General features: G+C 39.0%; 19 protein-coding genes. 12 read left to right on the top strand and 7 right to left on the bottom strand.

The genetic code is table 11. The features are described from left to right. Positions 1-233 precede the first annotated feature (233 nt). Positions 234-818: a DUF4202 domain-containing protein gene (locus tag QUE09_RS04775; protein WP_286235063.1), complete on the top strand. Its 585-nt coding sequence runs from the start codon at positions 234-236 to the stop codon at positions 816-818. Between the two features lie 420 nt (positions 819-1238). On the opposite strand, the gene QUE09_RS04770 is transcribed toward QUE09_RS04775, so the two are convergent. From QUE09_RS04770 to QUE09_RS04760, 3 genes are all read right to left on the bottom strand, one after another. Then, entirely contained in the window at positions 1239-1607 is a 369-nt protein-coding gene (locus QUE09_RS04770) for a YbaN family protein (RefSeq protein ID WP_286235062.1), read from the bottom strand. 80 nt (positions 1608-1687) lie between these two features. Then, the gene (locus tag QUE09_RS04765; RefSeq protein WP_286235061.1) at positions 1688-2788 is read right to left on the bottom strand and encodes a metallophosphoesterase; all 1101 of its coding nucleotides are present in this window, start codon (positions 2786-2788) and stop codon (positions 1688-1690) included. Between the two features lie 150 nt (positions 2789-2938). Continuing rightward, positions 2939-6004 carry a TonB-dependent receptor plug domain-containing protein gene (locus QUE09_RS04760; protein WP_286235060.1) on the bottom strand — a complete coding sequence of 1022 codons (3066 nt, stop codon included), beginning with the start codon at positions 6002-6004 and terminating at the stop codon, positions 2939-2941. A 381-nt stretch (positions 6005-6385) separates the two neighbouring features. On the opposite strand from QUE09_RS04760, the gene QUE09_RS04755 reads away from it, so the two are divergent. After that, positions 6386-8515: a winged helix-turn-helix domain-containing protein gene (locus QUE09_RS04755; protein ID WP_286235059.1), complete on the top strand. Its 2130-nt coding sequence runs from the start codon at positions 6386-6388 to the stop codon at positions 8513-8515. Here QUE09_RS04755 and QUE09_RS04750 read toward each other — a convergent pair. Continuing rightward, the gene (locus tag QUE09_RS04750) at positions 8512-9516 is read right to left on the bottom strand and encodes an ABC transporter permease (RefSeq protein ID WP_286235058.1); all 1005 of its coding nucleotides are present in this window, start codon (positions 9514-9516) and stop codon (positions 8512-8514) included. The genes QUE09_RS04755 and QUE09_RS04750 overlap by 4 nt on opposite strands. Position 9517: 1 nt before the next feature. Then, on the bottom strand, positions 9518-10399 hold the full coding sequence (locus tag QUE09_RS04745; RefSeq protein ID WP_286235057.1) for an ABC transporter ATP-binding protein: 882 nt from the start codon (positions 10397-10399) through the stop codon (positions 9518-9520). A 155-nt stretch (positions 10400-10554) separates the two neighbouring features. Between QUE09_RS04745 and QUE09_RS04740 the strand changes: the two genes are divergently transcribed. Together QUE09_RS04740 and QUE09_RS04735 are read left to right on the top strand one after the other, a co-directional pair. Continuing rightward, complete coding sequence (locus QUE09_RS04740; protein WP_286235056.1) at positions 10555-10743, top strand: hypothetical protein; 189 nt, start codon at positions 10555-10557, stop codon at positions 10741-10743. A 6-nt stretch (positions 10744-10749) separates the two neighbouring features. Then, complete coding sequence (locus QUE09_RS04735; RefSeq protein ID WP_286235055.1) at positions 10750-10968, top strand: hypothetical protein; 219 nt, start codon at positions 10750-10752, stop codon at positions 10966-10968. A gap of 143 nt (positions 10969-11111) precedes the next feature. Here QUE09_RS04735 and QUE09_RS04730 read toward each other — a convergent pair whose 3' ends face one another. Next, positions 11112-13244, bottom strand: a complete 2133-nt coding sequence (locus tag QUE09_RS04730) for a tRNA(Met) cytidine acetyltransferase TmcA domain-containing protein (protein WP_286235054.1) — start codon at positions 13242-13244, stop codon at positions 11112-11114. A 176-nt stretch (positions 13245-13420) separates the two neighbouring features. On the opposite strand from QUE09_RS04730, the gene napE reads away from it, so the two are divergent. The 8 genes from napE (at position 13421) to QUE09_RS04690 (ending at position 19695) form a co-directional block, all read left to right on the top strand. Next, complete coding sequence (gene napE, locus QUE09_RS04725; protein ID WP_286235053.1) at positions 13421-13582, top strand: periplasmic nitrate reductase, NapE protein; 162 nt, start codon at positions 13421-13423, stop codon at positions 13580-13582. Between the two features lie 220 nt (positions 13583-13802). Further along, the gene (locus tag QUE09_RS04720; RefSeq protein ID WP_286235052.1) at positions 13803-14090 is read left to right on the top strand and encodes a chaperone NapD; all 288 of its coding nucleotides are present in this window, start codon (positions 13803-13805) and stop codon (positions 14088-14090) included. A gap of 9 nt (positions 14091-14099) precedes the next feature. Then, positions 14100-16598 (top strand): nitrate reductase catalytic subunit NapA, encoded by a 2499-nt coding sequence (napA, locus tag QUE09_RS04715; RefSeq protein WP_286235051.1) that lies wholly within the window; start codon positions 14100-14102, stop codon positions 16596-16598. A gap of 10 nt (positions 16599-16608) precedes the next feature. Beyond that, positions 16609-17076, top strand: a complete 468-nt coding sequence (locus QUE09_RS04710) for a nitrate reductase cytochrome c-type subunit (protein WP_286235050.1) — start codon at positions 16609-16611, stop codon at positions 17074-17076. A gap of 9 nt (positions 17077-17085) precedes the next feature. Further along, a complete protein-coding gene (locus QUE09_RS04705) occupies positions 17086-17673 on the top strand; it encodes a cytochrome c3 family protein (protein ID WP_434017280.1) in 588 nt (195 codons plus the stop codon). A 187-nt stretch (positions 17674-17860) separates the two neighbouring features. Further along, complete coding sequence (locus QUE09_RS04700) at positions 17861-18037, top strand: PA3496 family putative envelope integrity protein (RefSeq protein WP_286235049.1); 177 nt, start codon at positions 17861-17863, stop codon at positions 18035-18037. A gap of 161 nt (positions 18038-18198) precedes the next feature. Further along, positions 18199-18852, top strand: a complete 654-nt coding sequence (pdxH, locus tag QUE09_RS04695; RefSeq protein ID WP_286235048.1) for a pyridoxamine 5'-phosphate oxidase — start codon at positions 18199-18201, stop codon at positions 18850-18852. 75 nt (positions 18853-18927) lie between these two features. Further along, entirely contained in the window at positions 18928-19695 is a 768-nt protein-coding gene (locus QUE09_RS04690) for a type 2 periplasmic-binding domain-containing protein (RefSeq protein WP_286235047.1), read from the top strand. A gap of 35 nt (positions 19696-19730) precedes the next feature. Here QUE09_RS04690 and QUE09_RS04685 read toward each other — a convergent pair whose 3' ends face one another. Beyond that, the gene (locus QUE09_RS04685; RefSeq protein WP_286235046.1) at positions 19731-20864 is read right to left on the bottom strand and encodes a sodium ion-translocating decarboxylase subunit beta; all 1134 of its coding nucleotides are present in this window, start codon (positions 20862-20864) and stop codon (positions 19731-19733) included. Between the last annotated feature and the right edge of the window lie 2 nt (positions 20865-20866).

The following is a 20866-nucleotide window of genomic DNA, read 5'->3' as shown; positions in this document are numbered from 1 at the left end:
GAATTAGAAAAATTTGCTTTTTGTGTATTGAATCGGCATTAAAGTGCAATGAATTATAGCGCTACTGCCGTCTCAACAAGACGGGAGAGCATTATACGCAAATCCCTCTTTAACAACAACACAAAGTTAATATCAATCTATAGAAAATAGTCGATAAATTGGGAAACGAAAACTTGAACTCCTTTTATTAAGCGATATGATCAAACCAAATACTACAATTAACAGGCGTTAATATGACTATAGATCGTTGTCATCAAGTGTTAACTGCGATTGATAAAATCAACCAGCAAGACCCTAATAAAATAAATATCAATGGCGAAATGATTGCCAAAGAGCTTATTTATGGTCATCAAATGACTGCGTGTTTAAACAAATACTGGCCAACGGCTAATGAATATTTACAGATAGCAGTAAGAGCTCAGCATGTAAAACGTTGGCATATTGCACGCTCTACCTACCCTGAAGGTAAGCAGGGTTATTTAACGTGGCGTAAAGATCTAGGGAAAATGCACGCAGAGTTAGCTAAAGATGTGATGCTTGACTGCCAGTACAATAATGAAGAGGCTGAAAAAACCGCAAGTATCATCCGAAAAGAAAAGCTAAAAAGAAATCAAGATAGCCAAATATTGGAAGATGTCGCTTGTTTAGTCTTTTTACAGCACTATTTTGAGCCCTTTGCAGTAAAACATAACGATGAAAAGGTTATTAGTATTTTACAAAAAACATGGAAAAAAATGTCAGCTCAAGGCCATGAAATTGCACTAAGTCTACAACTACCAGAGCATTTGGCGGCACTAGTTAGTAAAGCACTTAGCTAATCTATCGTCAGTATCATTGCTCATTGATGCGCCTATTAAGTAAATAGGCGGAAAACCAAAACACACTAAAACATAAGCTAGAAAGTATCAAATAATGGGGCGTCGCAAATAAAATGAATGGCCCTGATTTTCTTTGAACCACTGCAACAACACAGTTGCAAACGGTATAAAGACTAATTGACTAATGCGTAAAACCTTTTGCGAGTGATACGATGTTAACTTAATCGTCAGCACATGATTCACCGAATGTGAGAATTGAATAACAAACAGGTATAAAGCCAAGAGGAAAAGTGAATCGAAAACAACACCTGTATAAATAACGAGACCAACCCAAATACAAGCGGCGAATATGCTATTAATTCGCCGTACATCAACATTTGTCATTATAGATTCCCTTCTATTAATGTAATCATTCTATTGTTATTTCGATAAGTGATTTCCATTCGCTACAGGCAAACGACAGATAAAAATAAACGGACCGCTAATTAAAGCGACGGTTAGTAACTTAAGCCAAATATTATCAAGTATATAAACTGACCAAGCAGCCGCTAATATTATTGAGACAAGTGCAACCACTTTACCTCTTTTTGGGATACTTTTAGATTGTTGCCAATGATAAATTAGTGGCCCAAATACTTTGTTGGCTAATAGCATTTTATAAAGTCGAGGTGAAGACTTAGCAAAACATGCAGCTGCCACCAATAAAAAGGGCGTAGTAGGTAACAATGGTAAAACAGCACCAATAGCAGCGAGTGTTACAAAAAATATTCCAACTAATTTTAACAACAATGACGTAACTCCATGTTTGGCCTCTATTGCCAAGTATAGCAGGGTTTACGTCATTTATTCACCGTCAATAATTTACTATATTAATCATAATCAATAAGTTGGCGTTTCTCACCACTTGGCGTTCCTCGCCATTTTTCATTACCCTCTACGATGAGTACTTCACCATATTGACCACGTTTAATACTCGAATCAATAGCGATAACTCGCCCTTGATGCTTAGTTAACACTTCTTTTTGCGACGTATGACCAACAACGAGGTGTTTAACATCAAAATGTGTCAAAAGCAGATCGATTTCAGCTGACGTAGCGCCATTGTCTCTTAATAGTCCTCGATACCAGATAGGCCCATTAGATTTATGAAGGTAACGTCCTAAGCCAGTGCGAGGCTCAGCAAGTTCACGCTTAACTAAGTTTGTTTTAAACGTTGTGTTAATTGTTTCAAGGGTTAGTTTTTTTTCAACGAGCTCGGGATGAAATCCCCCATGAGCAAACAACATATCGTTAATTTTTACCAAAACAGGTTTACTTCTCAACCATTCACCTAAAACAGTCCCCTGATCAAAGAGAAGTTCAAATGGAGTATCAAGCATTCTAGCAACGTCAATGTACTTAGGGTGCAAATAACGTAAATCGCCATTTAAAATCATCACCTCATGATTACCTAATAAAAGGTGCACATAGCCACCTGCCGCTTTGGCTTGCTGTTCTAAATGGTAAATAAACCAAAGAATTTCCGTGACTTTGTCGCCACGATCAAAAATATCCCCGGTGATAACAAAGTGCCCTTTACCTAATGCCCAATTACCATTGTTATCAATAACACCGTTATTTTGCAGAATACTTTTCATTAAGCTGTATTGACCATGAAAATCACTCGTGGCAACAATACGCTGATTGGTATCAAACCTTAAAGTAGATTGTTCAATAAAATTAATCGCCGATAATGTTACTGGATAGCCGCAGTTTTCAACATTTAGGCTTGGCGTATATGTCATATTTACAAAACGCTTAACTTCACTATTAACAACACATTCTACCGTTAACGATTTATCCTGCTTTTTGATATAAGGGCCATCTGACACTAGCATTTGCTGCTCATCATCAGATGCCTGACTTATCGAAGTAGATACCGCGGTCAAACCTAAAAATGCGGCACACCACCATTTACCGATTATACCCATACACTTACCTATTTATGGTGAAAAAATTACACATCCATGTGCTGCATCTTGCAGTAAAGTCCGTTTCACTTGACTTCACATCCTTGTGAAAATGTTTCGTCCAGAGAGAACATTCAGTTCAATTAAAAATAGTTATATTTTTAATGAACCTTAGAACTTAACTTCTGCGCCAGCGTAGAAGAAACGTCCTTTACCGCCACCGTAAGCACTGTCGTAATTACCTTTACCACCTAAAATGAACGGGCCATTATTATCAAACACGTTGTTAACACCACCAAATACACGTAATTCAGCGCCGTTGCTTAAATCAGTGCTGTAAGAAACAGACACATCATTACGCACATATGATGGCAAGAATAACTGGTATGGTTTTTCTGGGTTATCAACACAAACACTTGAGTCTTCTGCACAAGCCGCTTGATATTCTGGGATAAGACCGCCACGCCCATCTGCATCTAGTGGCTCGTAGAAGTCATCATAAAGAGATTTGCTTGATACAACATCACTCTTATACTTCATGCTCCAACGCACGCGCCAGCTATCTTTGTACCAGGTAACAGAAGCACTCGCTGCATCTTGGAAAACATCAGCAGATAATGATCCTGTATAGTCGGTGGTATATTGACCATCAGGTGATGTTTTCGTTTCAGCATAGCTGATCACATGTGTCCAGTCGGCTTTAATTTTAACGTTACCATATTCATTTAAATCAAAACGGTATTCTGCCGCAACATCATAACCACTTGTACTAATTTCATCTTGGTTATATAGGCGTTGCATAACCCCCGTAATTTGACCGTCTGTTGGATCACGCTGAACGTCATTACAGAATGGGTTGTCATTACCAAATTCTAACGATGAGTTATAACAAAATTCAATGATGTCTTCGTTACCAAAAGAAGTAATCGCATCTTCAATTGAAATATCATAATAATCAATCGCCATTCTAAAGCCATCTAAAAATGCCGGTGCCATTGTGATACCTAAAGTAACGGTATCAGCCGTTTCTTCAAATAGATCTTCGTTACCGACATTTGGTGAATAACTATTGTTTTCATCATCAAATACCCCTTCTGATGCGATAGTCGCAGCAATACCTGGTATTTGTCTACAATTTGCATGACCTGGTTCAGTGGACGTAGCCGTTGTGCCATCACAAATATCGTCAAAGGAATCGTAATCACCACGTGGTGGTGACATTGCTTCAGTAATGGTTGGTGCACGTTGCGCACGCGCCCAGTTTGCACGAATAGCATAACCTTCTATTGGTTCCCACACTAAACCTGCTTTGTAACTTTGTACTAAATCGATATTATCTAAATCATATTCAGCTAAACGTACAGAGACTTCAGCAGATAAGTTTTTTGCACCCTCAACATCTTTTAATAATGGGAAAGCCGCTTCAGCAAAAACTTCAGCTACACTTAAGTCACCTTTAAAGTCAGGAACATAGTTAAAGGTAACACCACCATTAGGTACATTTGTATTTACTTCTTGTGAATCTTTACGGTATTCAAAACCAAATACAGAAGACACCATACCAGCAGGCATTTCAAACAAGTCGCCTGCCATATAACCTAATACATTAAACTGTTCGATATCAGTATTAATTTGTGGGTTTGAACGAATATAATCTGCCGCTTCAGTAGAAATCGCGCCTTCACCAAACATGTTTAATGGAACACAACCTTCAGCACGTGCAGCTGCGTCAACACATTGATAACCGCCATTTCCGTCACTTTCGACATCTAAGGCATTACGCACATTAGCAACAAATATTTCATTAAAGCGGCGTTGGCGCTGTTCAAATTTGCCAAAACCTACCGATAAGTCCCAATCCCAATTACCATCTAACATAGTGCCTTGTAGACCTGCCCATGAACGAATCGTTCTACGGGTATTGTCAGTAACAATGTTGCCTACTTCTGCAAAGTTTCTGTCCCACTTTACACCTCGAGAACTTGCTTGTTCACGAATCTCTTCTGGCATGAATGGGTTATTTTTTGGTATACGGCCGATACAATCTTCACCAAATTCTCCAGTTGATGAGTCACGTGTAACAATTAAATCACATTCATCTTCACTTTCTGGTGATTTGTGATTTATCGAGCGGTTATAACTGTATTGCACTTGACCATAGAACATCGTGTCGTCAGTAATGTCATAGTCAACTTTTACCGCCGCAGAGGCTTTTTCATCTGGAACACGAAGCATAACAAATTGGTTAGTATTAATACCGTAACGCTCTTCGTGCCAATCATCTCTTAAGCCGTTTTGATCATACCAAAAACCAGCATCTGGGCGTGTACTGCTTTTTTCATCAAACACACCACCTGGGATTGAATCACTTAAACTGCGCCAATCAGCTTTCGTGATGTCACGCATACATTGATCGCCAGTTTCCGTTAGCATCACATTACACATTAACTCATCATCGTAATCCCATGAGTCTTGCTGTTGCGCACGTTTACGATCTTCAAAGTCTAAACCAAATTCACGATCGTAGCTTGATGCTAAGAAAATGCTACCACGGCCATCAGCAATATCAGTACCATAATCAATATCTAAACCGTATTCTCTTGCACCGCCAGCGTCTGATTCGCCGCCACGTGCTTTAAATGAAAACCCTTCGGCATCTTTTTTGGTAATAATATTTACAACACCTGCTACCGCATCAGACCCATACGCTGCTGATGCGCCACCTGTAATAACTTCAACACGATCTACCATTCCTGATGGGATCGTACTTAAACTCACGTAATTGCCACTGTAACTGTTAGAGACAACACGGCGACCATCAATCAGAGTTAATGTGCGATTCGTACCTAACTCACGTAAATCAATGGTAGAAAGGCCTGTGTTTTGTACACTTGATTGCGAGTTACTATTACTAGTACCTTCAGATAACTGTGGTAATTCATCAATTAATATATCTGAAAGAGAACCAATACCAGTGTCTTCTATAGCTTCTCTGTCCATTGTCGCTAGTGGTGTAGCAACACTGAAACTATCGCGTCTTAAACGTGAGCCTGTAACAGTAATTTTTTCAGGCTTATCTTTGGCAACTGTTGATTCTGAAGATTCATCTACCGAAGATGATTGTACTTCTACTTCGGCCAATGATGGATTTTCATCAGCAATGGCGGTGTTAGAAAAGGCAACAGCAGAGCTAAATATAGCTGTCTGTATCGCCATCGTAACGAGCGTTTTTTTCATGACATTTCCCTTATATATTGTGTATTTATCAAAAACATGTTGCTGACGTTAATATATCGCGAATGCGACAAAACACGTATTACAACATCAAAAGCAACCAGTATTATTATTCTTGCTTTAACGCTATTAAGGCATGTTACGAAATAGGTGCAATCGGCTAGGCGTCTTTTCTATATCTATTTAATATCTATTTTAAAAATTAACCATATAAAACAGTGGGTTAACAACATTAAAAATCAAACATTTTTGTTAATACTAGGTTACATTTAATTGCACTAATGTAAGATGTTTTTATTGTATGTGCGCATAGTACTGGGTATTATTAATGAATAATTTTTATCTATCTTACCCTCTAAATAAAACAAGGCATTTACTCGGTTTATGATTTCAGATTCGGTATTCAATATTGGTAGTTGCCAGGTGATCCCTATCGAATATGCTATTTGTTTTTCAGGCCAAGAAAAGCAATCAATACAACCTAAATTTATTGAATTGTTGTGTTACCTAGCAAAAGAATACCCGCGTGTTGTTCCTAGAGATGAGCTTATTGAGCAAGTATGGGCAGGCAATCATTACGTTGGTGAAAAAGCGTTAACCAATGCCATTTGGCATTTACGCCAAAAGTTAGAGGGCGCAAGTGGTGATAGTGAAATAATTGAAACGATTAGAAAAGTTGGCTATCGCTTAATCGTTGAACCAGAGTTTGTCGAGGCAAGTAATACTGAAACGATAGAACTAGATTCAACACCTGAACCCTCGCCAACTGCACCAAAAGGTGTCATTGCTTTATCAGTTGTATTAATAGGTTTACTCGCCATTGTTGCTATGCAACTCACTAAACCATCTGAGTTTACTGATATTGAAGTGTCTCAAGTTACCAGAGAGCCTGGCACAGAGCTTTTTGCTTCTCCTTCACCTGATGGGAGAAAAGTCGCTTTTAAATGGAGCGGTGAACAAGCCAGCCGAAATTTGTACTTGAAAGATCGCGATAACCCACAGCAAGCCCCAAAGCAACTAACGTTTGGTGATGATCATGTGAGTCATTCTGTGTGGAGTAATGATGGACAATATCTTTATTTTGCAAAGCGTGCAGCTGACCGAAGTCAATGCCAAGTTATCCAATTAAGAATCAAAACAAACGAAGAAAAGCCTATTGTCGATTGCCCACTAAGAGGCGGTTATTACTATATTGATATTTCTCCAGACGACAAAACACTTGCCTTTCATGGTTTTCATGAACCCGCAGATCATAATGGTATTTACTTTATTGATTTAACCGATCAACAAAGCCAACCAATTCGTTTTTCATGTAGTCAAGATTGCGGCTATAAAGATAGGGACTTTAAATTCTCGCCCGATGGCGAACATATTGCGGTAACGCGTCGTATAAGTCGATTCAACGAGAATATTTACTTAATTAACCTAACTACAGGCGAAGCTACGGCTCTTACAAGTAATGAAGAAGACATCGTCGGGCTTACTTGGCACCCTTCCGGTAAAAAGTTAGTTTATGCAGCCCAGAGAGCAGACAGACGTAGCGGCTATATTATTGATATTGAAACCAAAGAAACGGTTAAAATCAGTATAGATGGTTTTAGCTATCCGGCCTTTGCGAGTAAAAGTGCAGAACTCTTTTTTCAACAACGAAGTGAGAAATACTTTTTAGCAACATTAGCTTTAGATAGTGACGTTGTTTCAACACCATTCCCATTGATTCAATCTGAGTTTAGTCATCACCATCCCCATTATTCAGCAAAACAAGATAAAATTGCCTATGTATCAAACGAGTCAGGTTTTTACGAATTATGGCTGTCAAACCCTCAAGGAAAACAGCGCACACAGGTGACTTTTTTAGAACGCTCAATTCGCTACCCTCGTTGGTCTCATGATGGTTCAAAAATAGCATTTTTAGCGCCCGTGGATGGTAATGAATCCGACAAAATATATGTCTATGAATTAGCAACAGAAAAACTATCAATTGTACCTAGTCAGCATAAAGTTCATAATCGACCTACATGGTCATGGGATGACACCGCCATTATTTCTGCAGTATATGAACCGGAATACGTTGATTTACATAAAATAAACGTTTCTACAGGCAAAAGTGAACGTTTGACCTTTGACGGCGGCCGCTACGGTATAATGACATCGCCTTCAACCTTAGTTTACACTAGCTCTAAAAAAGGGCTTTGGCAAAAAGAACTAGACAATAACCTGTTCAATGATACCCCCCTTGAAAAAGTTTCAGGCAAAGATTTTAAAGTCACTTATGCGTGGGAATATACAAATCAGGGGATTTTTTATCGCAAAAATTATCGCCGATACCATTTAATTTCTTTTTATAGCTTTGCAAATCAGACGAGCGCCCCATTGGTCAAATTACCAAGAGGCTCACTAGGTCCAAGAACAAACTTGTCAACGTTAGCAAGTACCAATACATTGCTTTTTACTCAATCTACATCGCCACAAGCTGACATAAAACGGATTAAACACCCTTTTTGGGAAGATTAACGCTCCGTATTCCAATTAAAAAGGTAAGCACCGAGCGATAAAAAGAGAATTGTCATCACCGACATAATTGTTAAATGGTAACTCACATCAGCTAAACTCGCTCCTTCGGTAATTATTTTTCTCGCCCCTGAAACTAAATGCGTTAGAGGCAAAAAATCCGCAAAAAACTGCAAGCTTTTCGGTGCCCCTTCCAGACTAAACCACACACCTGATAGCATCATCATTGGCCACGATACAAGATTAAGTAACCCTCCGGTCAACTCTTCACTTTTACTGCGTGACGCCATAAGTAAACCCAAGGTGATTAAACTAGCAGCACCTAATATACCGACAATAAAGAGATCAAAGTAACTACCGAGCATATAAAAATCAAAAAAGACATTACACCCTGCATAGATAACACTAGACGTTAACATGACGATAATTGCGCGAGACGTTAGCTGAGCACTTACGAATTCAAGCGCTGTTAATGGCGTTGCTTTCAATCGTTTTAGTACTGCATTTTTCCTATACCTTACGATGACATAGCCGACACCAAATAAACATGAAAACATCATATTCATCCCTAAAATTCCTGGCAACACCCAGTCTACATAGCGAATTTTTTCACCCATTGTCGTTAACGCTTCAAAACCTGGCTGAGATGCTAGAAATATTTTTTCAACTAAATAACCGTTTGGTGAATCTTGATTGATCCAATATTGTTGGCGTTGAAAATCTATCACTAAATCAAGGCTATGCTGTGACAGCTTAGTTTGTGCAAGGGTTACGTCTTGATAATCAACAAAATCAATATATTTCGTGTCTAGAAATGAAGAGTCTGTTTGTGCAATATTTATAACCCCCACTTTATAGGCCGCTTTACCATCTCCAGAAAAAACAAAAGATAACACCACCAGTAAAATTACCGGGAACAATAGACTCCAACCTAAAGAGGATTTATCACGCACAAATTCTAAGTTTCTTGCTTTTACTACAGCTAAAAATCGTTTTATATTCATATTATTCTCTCAACGAATGGCCTGTTAATTTCAAAAACAAATCATCAAGGTTTGGAGACTTTACGTGCAAGCCTGTTAATGAAATGTTTTGTGCGATGAGATATGCCAACGTTTGCTCCACCTGTGAGGTCGACATAGCGACTCGATTCGCTTCAATTGACCAGTTATTTTCTTTAATAATATCGTCGCTTACATCTTCTTTGGGTAAGTAAATGAAAACATCATTAAAATGTTTTGTTAATAATTTTTCGGGCGCACCATGCTCAATCACTTTACCTTTATCCATAATAGCGACCTCATCACACAGCTGTTCAGCTTCATCCATATAATGAGTTGTCAAAATAACCGTTTTATCATTGGCTTTTATTTTTCTGATCAGTTGCCAGAAATTACGCCTTGCTTGCGGATCAAGGCCCGTCGTAGGTTCATCTAAAAAAATAATATCGGGATCATTAATAAGTGCTAACGCCAGTAACAACCTTTGTCGTTGGCCACCAGATAACAAGCGATTATCACGAGAGAGAAAGTCACCAAGATCGCATAATTCGATTAGTGCATCATGCGTCACCGTGTGTTGATAAAACGATGTAAATAAATCTAACGTTTCTTTTACCGTTAGAAAGTCTTGTAATGCCGTATGTTGAAATTGAATTCCAATTTGTTGAGCTATCTCCGGTGAAGCAGGTTTACCATAATAGTTTATTTCCCCACTCGTTGGTTGGATAATGCCTTCCATAATCTCAATTGTTGTGGTTTTTCCTGCACCATTAGGTCCTAGCAGACCAAAACATTGCCCTTTATTTATTGAAAAATCGACACCATCTACCGCTTTCAGTTCACCATATACTTTGGTTAACCCTTTTACTTCAATGACAGCTGTCATCAAATTACTCCCAGTTTTTACTTTTCGGATCAAATAGTAACGCTATTAATTACGCTAAACAATAACCTTAAACCCAAATACAATTAATTATCATTTGCATTTAATAATTATAATAGCTACTGTTAGTTATAAAACGACGAGCAAAAGGAAGACAAATGGGCAGACAAACAACTACTTATTGCGAAAGAGAATTAGCGCAAGTAGCTTTACCAACGCAATTACTTGCTAAGCTGATTTCAAACGGCGTTATACATGGTAATGAATGCCAAAGTTTAAACACGGTGGCGAAAAGAGTGATATGGCAAAGTTTACTTACAAGCTGTGTCAGTAAAAATAGACAATAGGATAACATGATGAAAAAACTTCCAGATACACTTTCTGACCCTGAGCGATGGCTATCGATACTTGTTAAAACATATCTCCACACGCCAAATGCAGCATTAGCGAATGTCATTTTATATTACGTTGATAAAATCATATTAGATACTGATTTCAACCTATCAGCTCAACAAATGTGCCTATTTCATAAAATGCGTAAATTCTGGTTGTGGCAGGTTCAAATACACTAGTGCGTGTTGATCTTTCATGTTTACTTTTGCTGCAATTTGTTTGGTATTTATACAAGGCAGCGATTACGCCGTGTAGTTATTCTACTCCAGTAAAGCGTTAACACAGTAAAAATGCCAAACAGCTAAGTTCAACACGCTCTAAATTAACGCTCAATAATATTGCGCAACACTTTTCGTAATTGTTGCTGAATTTGTTTTTTACCCGTTAATGAATATTGCCATGCAATCTCTTCATCTAATTGCTGCTGTAGTATTTTTGCAACGATAAAATTTAATGCCTGTTCGCTAGAGGTAAATAACGTATTTTTATCTAAACAAATATAAGTATCTTCATCAAGATGGCTGAGTTTATTTATTAACCATTGTTGCAGACTAAATGCGCTCTGCATAAATTGCATTTGTTGTGCGAGGTATGCATGCACAATGTGAAGATCAGATGTTTCAATTGAAGGTAAATGCTTTTCTTTAGCCATTAAGAGTAGCTGTAAAACGAGATCTGCCGGCAGTTGTTTAAAAGATGTCATTAAGTAAAAACTTAATTTACGATAAAACTGCACAACCAACTGGTCTGCGAGAAAAATCGATTTTTGTGTTAACGGCTTCAGCATTAACGCTGCATGTTCACCACTGGCCTGATCTTTTGATATGCCAAGGTTTACAACGACATAGGAACTCGCCTGCCAAAAAGCAACAATTGATGAATTTGCCGCAAAACTTGTCGTTAAACAATCTACATTTTCATTGTTAGCTTGTTGTTCAATAAAGGTTAACAGTTCCCCCCCTACGCCTTGTTGTTGTTGCGATTCAATAACAGCAATACGGTTCACACGCCAATATCGATATTCAAATGCCTCATTAACGCCTAAATGCCTTAGCAAATACTGCGGCGTAAACTGATCTTTAAGTTGCCTTTCATTGTCCTTAACCGCAGCAACCTCTTCGGCTGTTGCTTTACCTTCTTCAATAACAAGTGCAACTGCGATCACAGTCTGACTTTCCGGAGCAATAGCGATGAAAATGCGGACTTTTTGATTATCCAATAATAACTTTAAATCTGATGGGGTTGTTTTATAGTGTGCACTAACTAACACAGCAAATACTTGTTCTAAGAGCTTTTCATCTTTTGCTAACATCGCTTGGCTAATTTGAGATACTTTATAATGAGCAACTTTTTGGTCTAGCGTATCGACTTCAAGTGAACTATCAAATAAAAAAGTATCAAATACCAGCTGTTCCAGTGGATCATTATCTCGCCATCGAATAGGTTGATTAAGATGAAATGATTGAAATTTTGGAGCAATGACTTTAAGCATTTTACGAAACTTTATAGCAAAGCCTCTCCCCGCACCTTCGTATCCATGCTGCGTCGAAGTAAAAACGATACGATTATAGTTCATTGATAATTGTAAAAGCAGGTGCACGGGGATCCCTGCGGCTTCATCAATTAATAGCAGGTTACACGATGGCGATGTTGCAAGTAATACATCAACAGCTATAAAACTGATGGTATGCTGTCGATAGCAAAATTTATGCGGTGAATAACGACCATCAGGTAAGTGCTTACGCAATTGCTGGAAAAATACTGTCGTTGCTTGTGGTGAAGGTGCGCTAATGTTGATATTAATTGCAGACACCTGTGTTTCGGAAGTTATTAAGCGAATACAGGCAAGCGCTAATGCTGACGATTTTCCTCTACCGCGATCAGCTGTAAGGATTAACGGCCTATTCCGGTGCCCCTTCGCGACATGGCAGATAGCGTTTACCGCACTATGTTGTTCTTGAGTCAAGCAGCCATCGGCTATACTTACACTGAATTCATGTTGCACATATGTATTGATTGAAACAATCGGCAGCGTAGCGCTCGTTAAGTGAATAACATGAGCATCTTGTATAAACTTTGTCATGACACGTTGCATGAAAATACCCGGACTTTGTACCTCAGGCTTTAGCCACAACAAAATTCCGCCGGCTTTTAAAGTACCTGATAACGCTGAAAATGCATCGGGATGAAATAAAGGATCCGAAAATATAACAAGATCATACTCACAGCCAAGTTGATGGCGATAATTCTTCGTTGTTCCGGTAAGAAATGTTTGATCTTCCCCCCATAAAAAGCATTGTCTTTTATCGGCATTAAAATAACGGTAAAAGACCTCTGCAACATGCTGCTGCCACTCACATTCACCTTCTACAACCACTAGCCGTCTTTCAAAATTTGCAGCTATTGCCGGCTGCCATTGACTAAGCCATTGATGTATATCGTTAAATGAATTCACAAACAATACTCGAGTGTATAGATGAAATAGCTATCCATCATACCAAGCAAATTATCAATTCTGAACTACACTTAAAAAATTATTCAGTATCGATTAAATATTAAACATTGATATGGATCAATACTTCATAAAATTAGCTAGACATAATGGATGAAAAAAGACCAAGGAGAAATAAGATGGCGCACAACCTTTCCCCTGAAAAACAACGTAAATATGAAAAAAATACCTTTATATTTCTAGTGATATTTTTAGCGCCTATTTTATCCGTCATTATTGTCGGTGGCTTTGGCTTTATGGTGTGGATATCACAGTTACTTTTTGGTCCACCTAGTGCCTAATGAGTGTTACATGTCATGAGTCATTTAGCGAACCTAAGCGGCATTCACCTTTTACCAAAAAAGTGTAAAACGACAGCATTAAGTCTGAACTATCCTGCATCACATAAAGAAATCAAGCTAACAAGGATAAGCACAAACGGGGGCATAGGTGCGGAAACCAACGCTAATAATGCTATCAATATTATTTCACTCGCGTTTATTCATCCCAACGAGGCACATTATGGATAATGCCATAACTACTTGCGCTGCAACCCAGCAAAAAAAATCAGAGTACCATGTCGCCAGTTTTGTTGCGCATGTCAGCCCAGACTTTATCGAACAATTTATCAATGACGTTAACGCTGAACAAGGCACAGAAATCCACGCCGTCAGTGATATTGGCAAAATTGTTTTTACCATTGAGGCCACGAGTCAGAAACAAATAGCTATTGTTGTTGACCAACTCAAAATTCATGTCGGACTTTATAGTTTATCTCCGATATACCATCAATTTTTAACGGAAGATTAAGGTGACCTTATGCGTATCAATCGCCGAGAGTTTATTAAAGCAAATGCTGTTGCAGCCGCTGCTGCGGTTGCCGGTGTATCAATACCAGCAACTGCGTCAAACTTGATCACAACCAGTGATCTAACGAAATTAAAATGGGATAAAGCCCCTTGTCGGTTTTGTGGTACTGGCTGTAGCGTTAATGTAGGAGTGATGGATGGAAAAGTCGTTGCTACACATGGCGATATTAAATCCCCAGTCAATCGCGGCTTAAATTGTATTAAAGGCTACTTTTTATCAAAAATCATGTATGGCAAAGATCGATTAACTACGCCATTACTGCGTATGAAAAATGGCAAGTTTGATAAAAATGGTGATTTTGCCCCCATAACTTGGGAGCAAGCGTTCGATATTATGGCAGAGAAAGCAAAGCAAACGCTTAAAAAGGTAGGTCCTACAGGGATTGGAATGTTTGGCTCCGGTCAATGGACCGTATTTGAAGGTTATGCTGCCTCTAAATTATTTAAAGCAGGCTTTAGGAGTAATAATATCGACCCAAATGCGAGGCATTGCATGGCTTCAGCAGTTGGGGGGTTTATGCGAACTTTCGGCATAGACGAGCCAATGGGTTGTTATGATGACATTGAAGCAACAGATGCAATGGTACTCTGGGGATCTAATATGGCAGAAATGCATCCTATTTTATGGACGAGGATCACTGATCGCCGCCTAAGCGCCCCTCATGTTAAAGTTGCAGTGTTATCTACATTCCAACACCGTAGTTCGGATCTTGCAGATAACAGTATGATCTTCACCCCACAAACAGATTTAGCCATTCTAAACTTTATTGCCAATTATATTATTACCACCAATCGCGTTAATAAAGACTTTGTAACTAAGCATACAAATTTCCGGATGGGAAACACCGATATCGGCTACGGTTTACGCCCAGAACATCCACTTGAACAACGTGCTAAAAATAATAATTCGAATGCCGGCGGTTCAAAGGCAATCAACTTCGAAGAATATGCTAAATTCGTCAGTACTTATACAGCCGAGTATACCTCGAGACTTTCAGGCGTTCCAATTGCGAATTTAGAAGCTTTAGCTGAACTATACGCGGATCCAAATACCAAGGTTTGCTCCTTCTGGACGATGGGATTCAATCAACATACCCGCGGAGTCTGGGCAAACAATTTAGTTTATAACATTCATTTATTAACTGGAAAAATATCAACACCTGGAAATAGTCCTTTCTCACTTACCGGTCAACCTTCAGCATGTGGAACTGCGAGAGAAGTGGGTACTTTCTCGCATCGTTTACCTGCCGACATGGTAGTTAAAAACGAGAAACATCGCGCTTATTCTGAAGACAAGTGGAAAATCCCTCGCGGTACAATTCCAGCAAAACCTGGCTACCATGCTGTCTTGCAGAATCGCATGTTGAAAGACGGTAAGCTAAATTTTTATTGGGTACAATGTAACAATAATATGCAGGCTGCAGCCAACATGAATCAAGAAGGCTATCCTGGTTACCGTCATCCAGATAACTTTATTGTAGTATCAGACCCGTACCCAACGGTTACGGCACAAGCAGCTGATCTTATTCTACCAACAGCAATGTGGGTGGAAAAAGAAGGCGTTTACGGTAATGCAGAAAGGCGCACACAAGCTTGGTATCAGATGGTAGAGGCTCCTAAAGGCGCAAAATCCGACTTATGGCAGTTAGTCGAGTTTTCTAAACGTTTTTCAATTGAAGAAGTTTGGCCAAAAGAACTGCTCGATAAAAATCCTTCATATAAAGGAAAATCAATGTATGAAGTGTTATTTGAAAATGGTCAAGTGAACAAATACTCAATCAATCAAGTCCCCACAGACAGGCTTAACGACGAAGCACGTCATTTTGGGTTTTATATTCAGAAGGGACTCTTTGAAGAATATGCAAGCTTTGGTCGAGGTAAAGCACATGATTTAGCCGAATATGATCGTTATCATGAGGAACGAGGCTTGCGTTGGCCTGTCGTTGACGGTAAAGAAACCCTCTGGCGCTTTAAAGAGGGAACAGATCCATATGTTACACCAGGAAGCGATTTTGAGTTTTATGGCAAGCCAGATGGCAGAGCGGTAATATTTGCCTTACCTTATGAACCACCAGCAGAAGTACCTGACACTGAATATGACTTATGGTTATCTACAGGTCGTGTGTTAGAGCATTGGCATTCTGGTTCGATGACGCAACGAGTACCAGAGCTGTATAAAGCAATGCCTGATGCTTTAGTTTACATGCATCCTGATGATGCTAAAAAAAGAAAAATGCGCCGCGGCGATCTCGTAAAATTAGTTTCTCGACGAGGAGAGGTACAAACACGCGTAGAAACACGAGGCCGAAATAAGCCACCAAAAGGGTTGGTTTACATGCCTTGGTTCGACGCGAGTCGCCTCGTAAACAAAGTAACACTAGATGCAACAGATCCCTTATCCAAAGAAACTGACTTTAAAAAATGTGCAGTCAAAGTTGTTAAAGCCTAGGAGCAAGATCATGAATTATATTATCCAATGCTTGTCTCGCACTATTATACTGATATCGATATCTTCATCAGTGTTTGCATTCGATGACGTTGCTACACTTAGAAAAGGCAAGGCACTGCAAGAGCAAGTTGCTCCTCAAAGTATCGCAAACGTCATGAACAATGATGTAAAGCAAGCAAGAAGTTACCCAATGCAACCTCCGGTTATACCGCACAAAATCAGAAACTACGAGGTAAACTTAAACACCAACAAGTGCATGTCATGCCACAGTAGAAGCCGAACGGAAGAATCACAAGCACCTATGGTGAGTGTTACCCACTTTATGGATAGAGATGGTAACTTCCTCGCAGAGGTTTCTCCTAGAAGATACTTCTGTAATCAATGTCATGCCACACAAACGGATGCAAAACTGCTGGTCGAAAATAACTTTGTTGACATGCATACCTTGATGAATCAAAAACAAGGTAGCAACAAATAGGAGCGCATAATGAGAAAACTCATTCAAATCGGTTGGCAAACATTAAGAAAACCGAGCGCCTATTTTAGCTTAGGCTTCCTTGTCATCGGTGGTTTTGTTATGGGTATTATTTTTTGGGGTGGTTTTAATACAGCACTCGAAGCAACAAATACCGAAAAATTTTGTATTTCTTGCCACGAAATGGAAAACAATGTCTATGAAGAAATGAAAACAACGATACACTTTTCAAACCGCTCAGGGGTACGAGCTACTTGTCCCGACTGCCATGTACCGCATAAATGGACGGATAAAATTGCTCGTAAAATGCAAGCCTCCAAAGAAGTTTGGGGAAAGATCTTTGGTACCATTAACACACGAGAGAAATTTTTGGCACATCGCAAGCGATTAGCACAAAATGAATGGAATCGATTAAAAGCAAACGACTCTCTTGAATGTCGCAATTGCCATAACTTCGACTATATGGATTTTACGGCACAAAGTGACAGAGCTTCACAACAGCATGCAACATCATTAGCAAACGGAGACAAAACTTGTATAGATTGCCATAAAGGCATTGCACATCAACTTCCTGACATGAAGGGAGTTGAAGGCTGGTAAACTGTATAGCCGAGTTACTCCCACAACACTCATTTAAAAGCCAATCAAGTGACAATCATACTTGATTGGCTTTTTATATTTTTAATCATGAAAGTTTGACCTCAAGAATTTCCTTGCCTATTTTCAAACTAAGAAGATAAAATCTGCGAAATTGATATTCGTTATACGCATGCATCAGGTAAATACCATGACATATGACAATACCGACGATTTGGATGATTCAAATCTAGATACCGACAATGACAACATAGAAATTAAGCCAGGCGAAGAAAAGAATGCACAAGTCAGGCGAAAAATTGATGATCTTCTCGAAAGAAAGCGCTTAAAAGAGTTACTTGATGACTCTGATGACTGGGATATATAGTCCAGACATTTATCGTCATTAATATTAACTTGCAACATAACGCTAACTTACGACAAAAAGTAAGCGTTGATATAACTGAACTTAAATACTTTGCCCTTTTTCTATAAAACTCATGCCGTTATTGATAAAATTCTTTTACTTAATCTTTGGAGTTTAACTGCATGACATTTATTGAAAAGCTACGTTGTTTACTGACGTTTGGCCAAGGCGTTGCTTTACCACTACCTGAAATCAAACCAAATCAATCTCCATTTGACTTATTTCAACAATGGTTTGAAGAAGCAAATAAGTCAGGCATTCTGCTACCAGAAGCCATGTCGGTAAGTTCTGTAGCTCAAAATGGTCAACCCAGTTCTCGTATGGTATTACTTAAATCCTTTAATGAGGAAGGCTTTGTTTTCTATACAAACTATGGCAGCAGAAAGCATTCAGAACTACAACAAAATGACAAAGTCGCCCTCCTATTTCACTGGAACATATTGCAACGTCAAGTACGTATTGAAGGCACTATCGAAAAATTAAGTGTAAAACAATCAGAACAATACTTTCACAGCCGTGATCGTGGTAGTCAAATTGGTGCATGGGCGTCAAAACAAAGCCAAAAACTCAGTTATGACGACGAATTAAAAGATCGCGTTAGCCACTATGAAGAAAAGTTCGCGGGTCACGAGGTTCCATTACCCAATTTTTGGGGAGGATTAAATGTTAAGCCGCATTATATTGAGTTTTGGCAAGGCCGAGCTAGCCGCTTACATGATCGCATTTGCTTTGAAAAACAAGATCAATGCTGGCAACAGTTTAAACTGCACCCATAAATACGCTAACGTCTGAAAATTGCTTTATTTTTTTAATTTGTGCTAGGGTTAGAGCTAGTAGCAAGGACTTAACACGTGAAAAAACTATTACTAGCGCTATGCTTTTTCGTACCAAGTTTAACGAGTGCACAAGATATAGCTGTTGAATTGGAACCTTTCCCACCTGTTATTAATGAAGATGGCTCGGGCATATTGCAGGAATTACTAAAGGCTATCGAACGAAAATCATCATTAAAGTTTCAAATAGCCATCGCAAACTATGCAAGGGCAAAAAAAGATTTATTTGATAACAAGGTTCAGTTAATCGGTTTAACACCAAAGGGAAATGAGACGGCTAGTTTTTATCAAAATGCCATCGAATTAGACTGGTACTTTCAAGCGACTGTTGATATTTACGCCAAAAAACGTAAAAACCTTGATATGAAAAATTTACCGAAAAAGACTATTGGCACTCTTACCGGTAATGCAGATTTCTTCGCCATGGTTACAGGAATACCAAGAGATAGATTTATCGAAGTAAGTAAGCTTGAGCAACTCGTTAAATTAATAATGAAAGGACGTATCAAAGCTGCAATTTTTGAACGAGCTTCCATGATGAGTACAATAAATAAACTTCAACTTGGTAAGATACACTATCAAAAACTCACATCAATACCTGCAAGTCTTGCTGTTAAAAACTCTGTATCTGGACAAATGCTCAAAGAGACGTTAGATAAAGCATTCAACACAATTAATACCAAAGCTTATTTCACACCGTTAAGATATTACAATCAATTGGCTGATGCTGGCATCGTGACAACTATTTCAGATAAAAAAAGCGCTAACTGCTTTAAATTGCAGTAGCACTTCTTTAACTATGTTAACTATACGCTAAAAGGTTATTGACCAACCAACGCAAGTAAGATGCCAGCAGCCACTGCTGAACCTAATACACCCGCGACATTGGGCCCCATTGCATGCATTAATAAAAAGTTATGTGGGTTAGCCTCTAAGCCCACCTTATTCGCCACACGGGCCGCCATCGGAACAGCTGAAACACCTGCAGCGCCAATTAATGGATTAACTTTCTCAGCACTTAGTTTATTCATAAATTTCGCCATTAACACACCTGAAGCAGTACCAATTGAGAAAGCAACAGCACCTAGACCAAGGATCCCGAGCGTCTCCACATTTAGAAACTGTTCTGCACTTAACTTAGAACCGACACCTAAACCTAAGAAGATGGTCACAATATTGATCAATTCATTTTGTGCCGTTGAGCTCAAACGATCTACTACGCCACACTCTCGCATCAAGTTACCTAAACAAAACATACCAACTAATGGTGTTGCGGCAGGTAAAAAGAAAATAGTCATCATTAACACGCCAAGTGGAAAAATAACTTTCTCTATTTTGGTGACATGGCGAAGTTGTGCCATTTCAATTTTTCGTTCGTCTTCCGTCGTTAATGCTTTCATTATTGGCGGTTGAATAATCGGCACTAGCGCCATATAAGAATAAGCTGCTACCGCTATCGCCCCTAATAATTCAGGTGCTAATTTAGAAGCAAGAAATATTGCGGTTGGCCCATCTGCGCCACCAATAATCGCAATGGCTGATGCATCTTGAATGGTAAATTCAAACCCCGGTATTGCATTAAGAGCAATAGCACCAAACAAGGTTGCGAATATACCAAACTGCGCGGCTGCACCTAAAAATAATGTTTTAGGGTTGGCGATCAAAGCGCCAAAGTCCGTCATTGCACCTACGCCCATAAAAATTAGTAATGGGAATATACCTGTATCTATACCCGCATAATATACATAATGCAGTAAACCGCCGACCTCAGAAAACCCCGCAACTGGTATATTCGTCAGTATTGCGCCAAATCCCATTGGCACGAGCAATAAGGGCTCAAAATTTTTCGCAATGGCTAAGAATAATAAACCGCCCCCCACAAGCATCATGATTACTTGGCCAAGCTCAAAGTTAGCTAAACCAGTTGACAACCAAAGTGTATTTAACTGCTCCATAA

It is taken from the genome of Thalassotalea sediminis, from assembly GCF_030295915.1.
Classification (GTDB): domain Bacteria; phylum Pseudomonadota; class Gammaproteobacteria; order Enterobacterales; family Alteromonadaceae; genus Thalassotalea_C; species Thalassotalea_C sediminis.
The sequence above is the reverse complement of the archived record's forward strand: the minus strand, read 5'-3'. Positions and strand labels throughout refer to the sequence as shown.

Coding starts and splice junctions, on each gene's coding strand:
- QUE09_RS04745 (WP_286235057.1), bottom strand. CDS start 10,399: ATGACAGCTGTCATTGAAGTAAAAGGGTTAACCAAAGTATATGGTGAA.
- QUE09_RS04765 (WP_286235061.1), bottom strand. CDS start 2,788: ATGGGTATAATCGGTAAATGGTGGTGTGCCGCATTTTTAGGTTTGACC.
- QUE09_RS04710 (WP_286235050.1), top strand. CDS start 16,609: ATGAATTATATTATCCAATGCTTGTCTCGCACTATTATACTGATATCG.
- QUE09_RS04735 (WP_286235055.1), top strand. CDS start 10,750: ATGATGAAAAAACTTCCAGATACACTTTCTGACCCTGAGCGATGGCTA.
- napA (WP_286235051.1), top strand. CDS start 14,100: ATGCGTATCAATCGCCGAGAGTTTATTAAAGCAAATGCTGTTGCAGCC.
- QUE09_RS04705 (WP_434017280.1), top strand. CDS start 17,086: ATGAGAAAACTCATTCAAATCGGTTGGCAAACATTAAGAAAACCGAGC.
- QUE09_RS04755 (WP_286235059.1), top strand. CDS start 6,386: ATGATTTCAGATTCGGTATTCAATATTGGTAGTTGCCAGGTGATCCCT.
- QUE09_RS04720 (WP_286235052.1), top strand. CDS start 13,803: ATGGATAATGCCATAACTACTTGCGCTGCAACCCAGCAAAAAAAATCA.
- QUE09_RS04750 (WP_286235058.1), bottom strand. CDS start 9,516: ATGAATATAAAACGATTTTTAGCTGTAGTAAAAGCAAGAAACTTAGAA.
- QUE09_RS04740 (WP_286235056.1), top strand. CDS start 10,555: ATGGGCAGACAAACAACTACTTATTGCGAAAGAGAATTAGCGCAAGTA.
- QUE09_RS04700 (WP_286235049.1), top strand. CDS start 17,861: ATGACATATGACAATACCGACGATTTGGATGATTCAAATCTAGATACC.
- QUE09_RS04775 (WP_286235063.1), top strand. CDS start 234: ATGACTATAGATCGTTGTCATCAAGTGTTAACTGCGATTGATAAAATC.
- QUE09_RS04685 (WP_286235046.1), bottom strand. CDS start 20,864: ATGGAGCAGTTAAATACACTTTGGTTGTCAACTGGTTTAGCTAACTTT.
- QUE09_RS04760 (WP_286235060.1), bottom strand. CDS start 6,004: ATGAAAAAAACGCTCGTTACGATGGCGATACAGACAGCTATATTTAGC.
- pdxH (WP_286235048.1), top strand. CDS start 18,199: ATGACATTTATTGAAAAGCTACGTTGTTTACTGACGTTTGGCCAAGGC.
- napE (WP_286235053.1), top strand. CDS start 13,421: ATGGCGCACAACCTTTCCCCTGAAAAACAACGTAAATATGAAAAAAAT.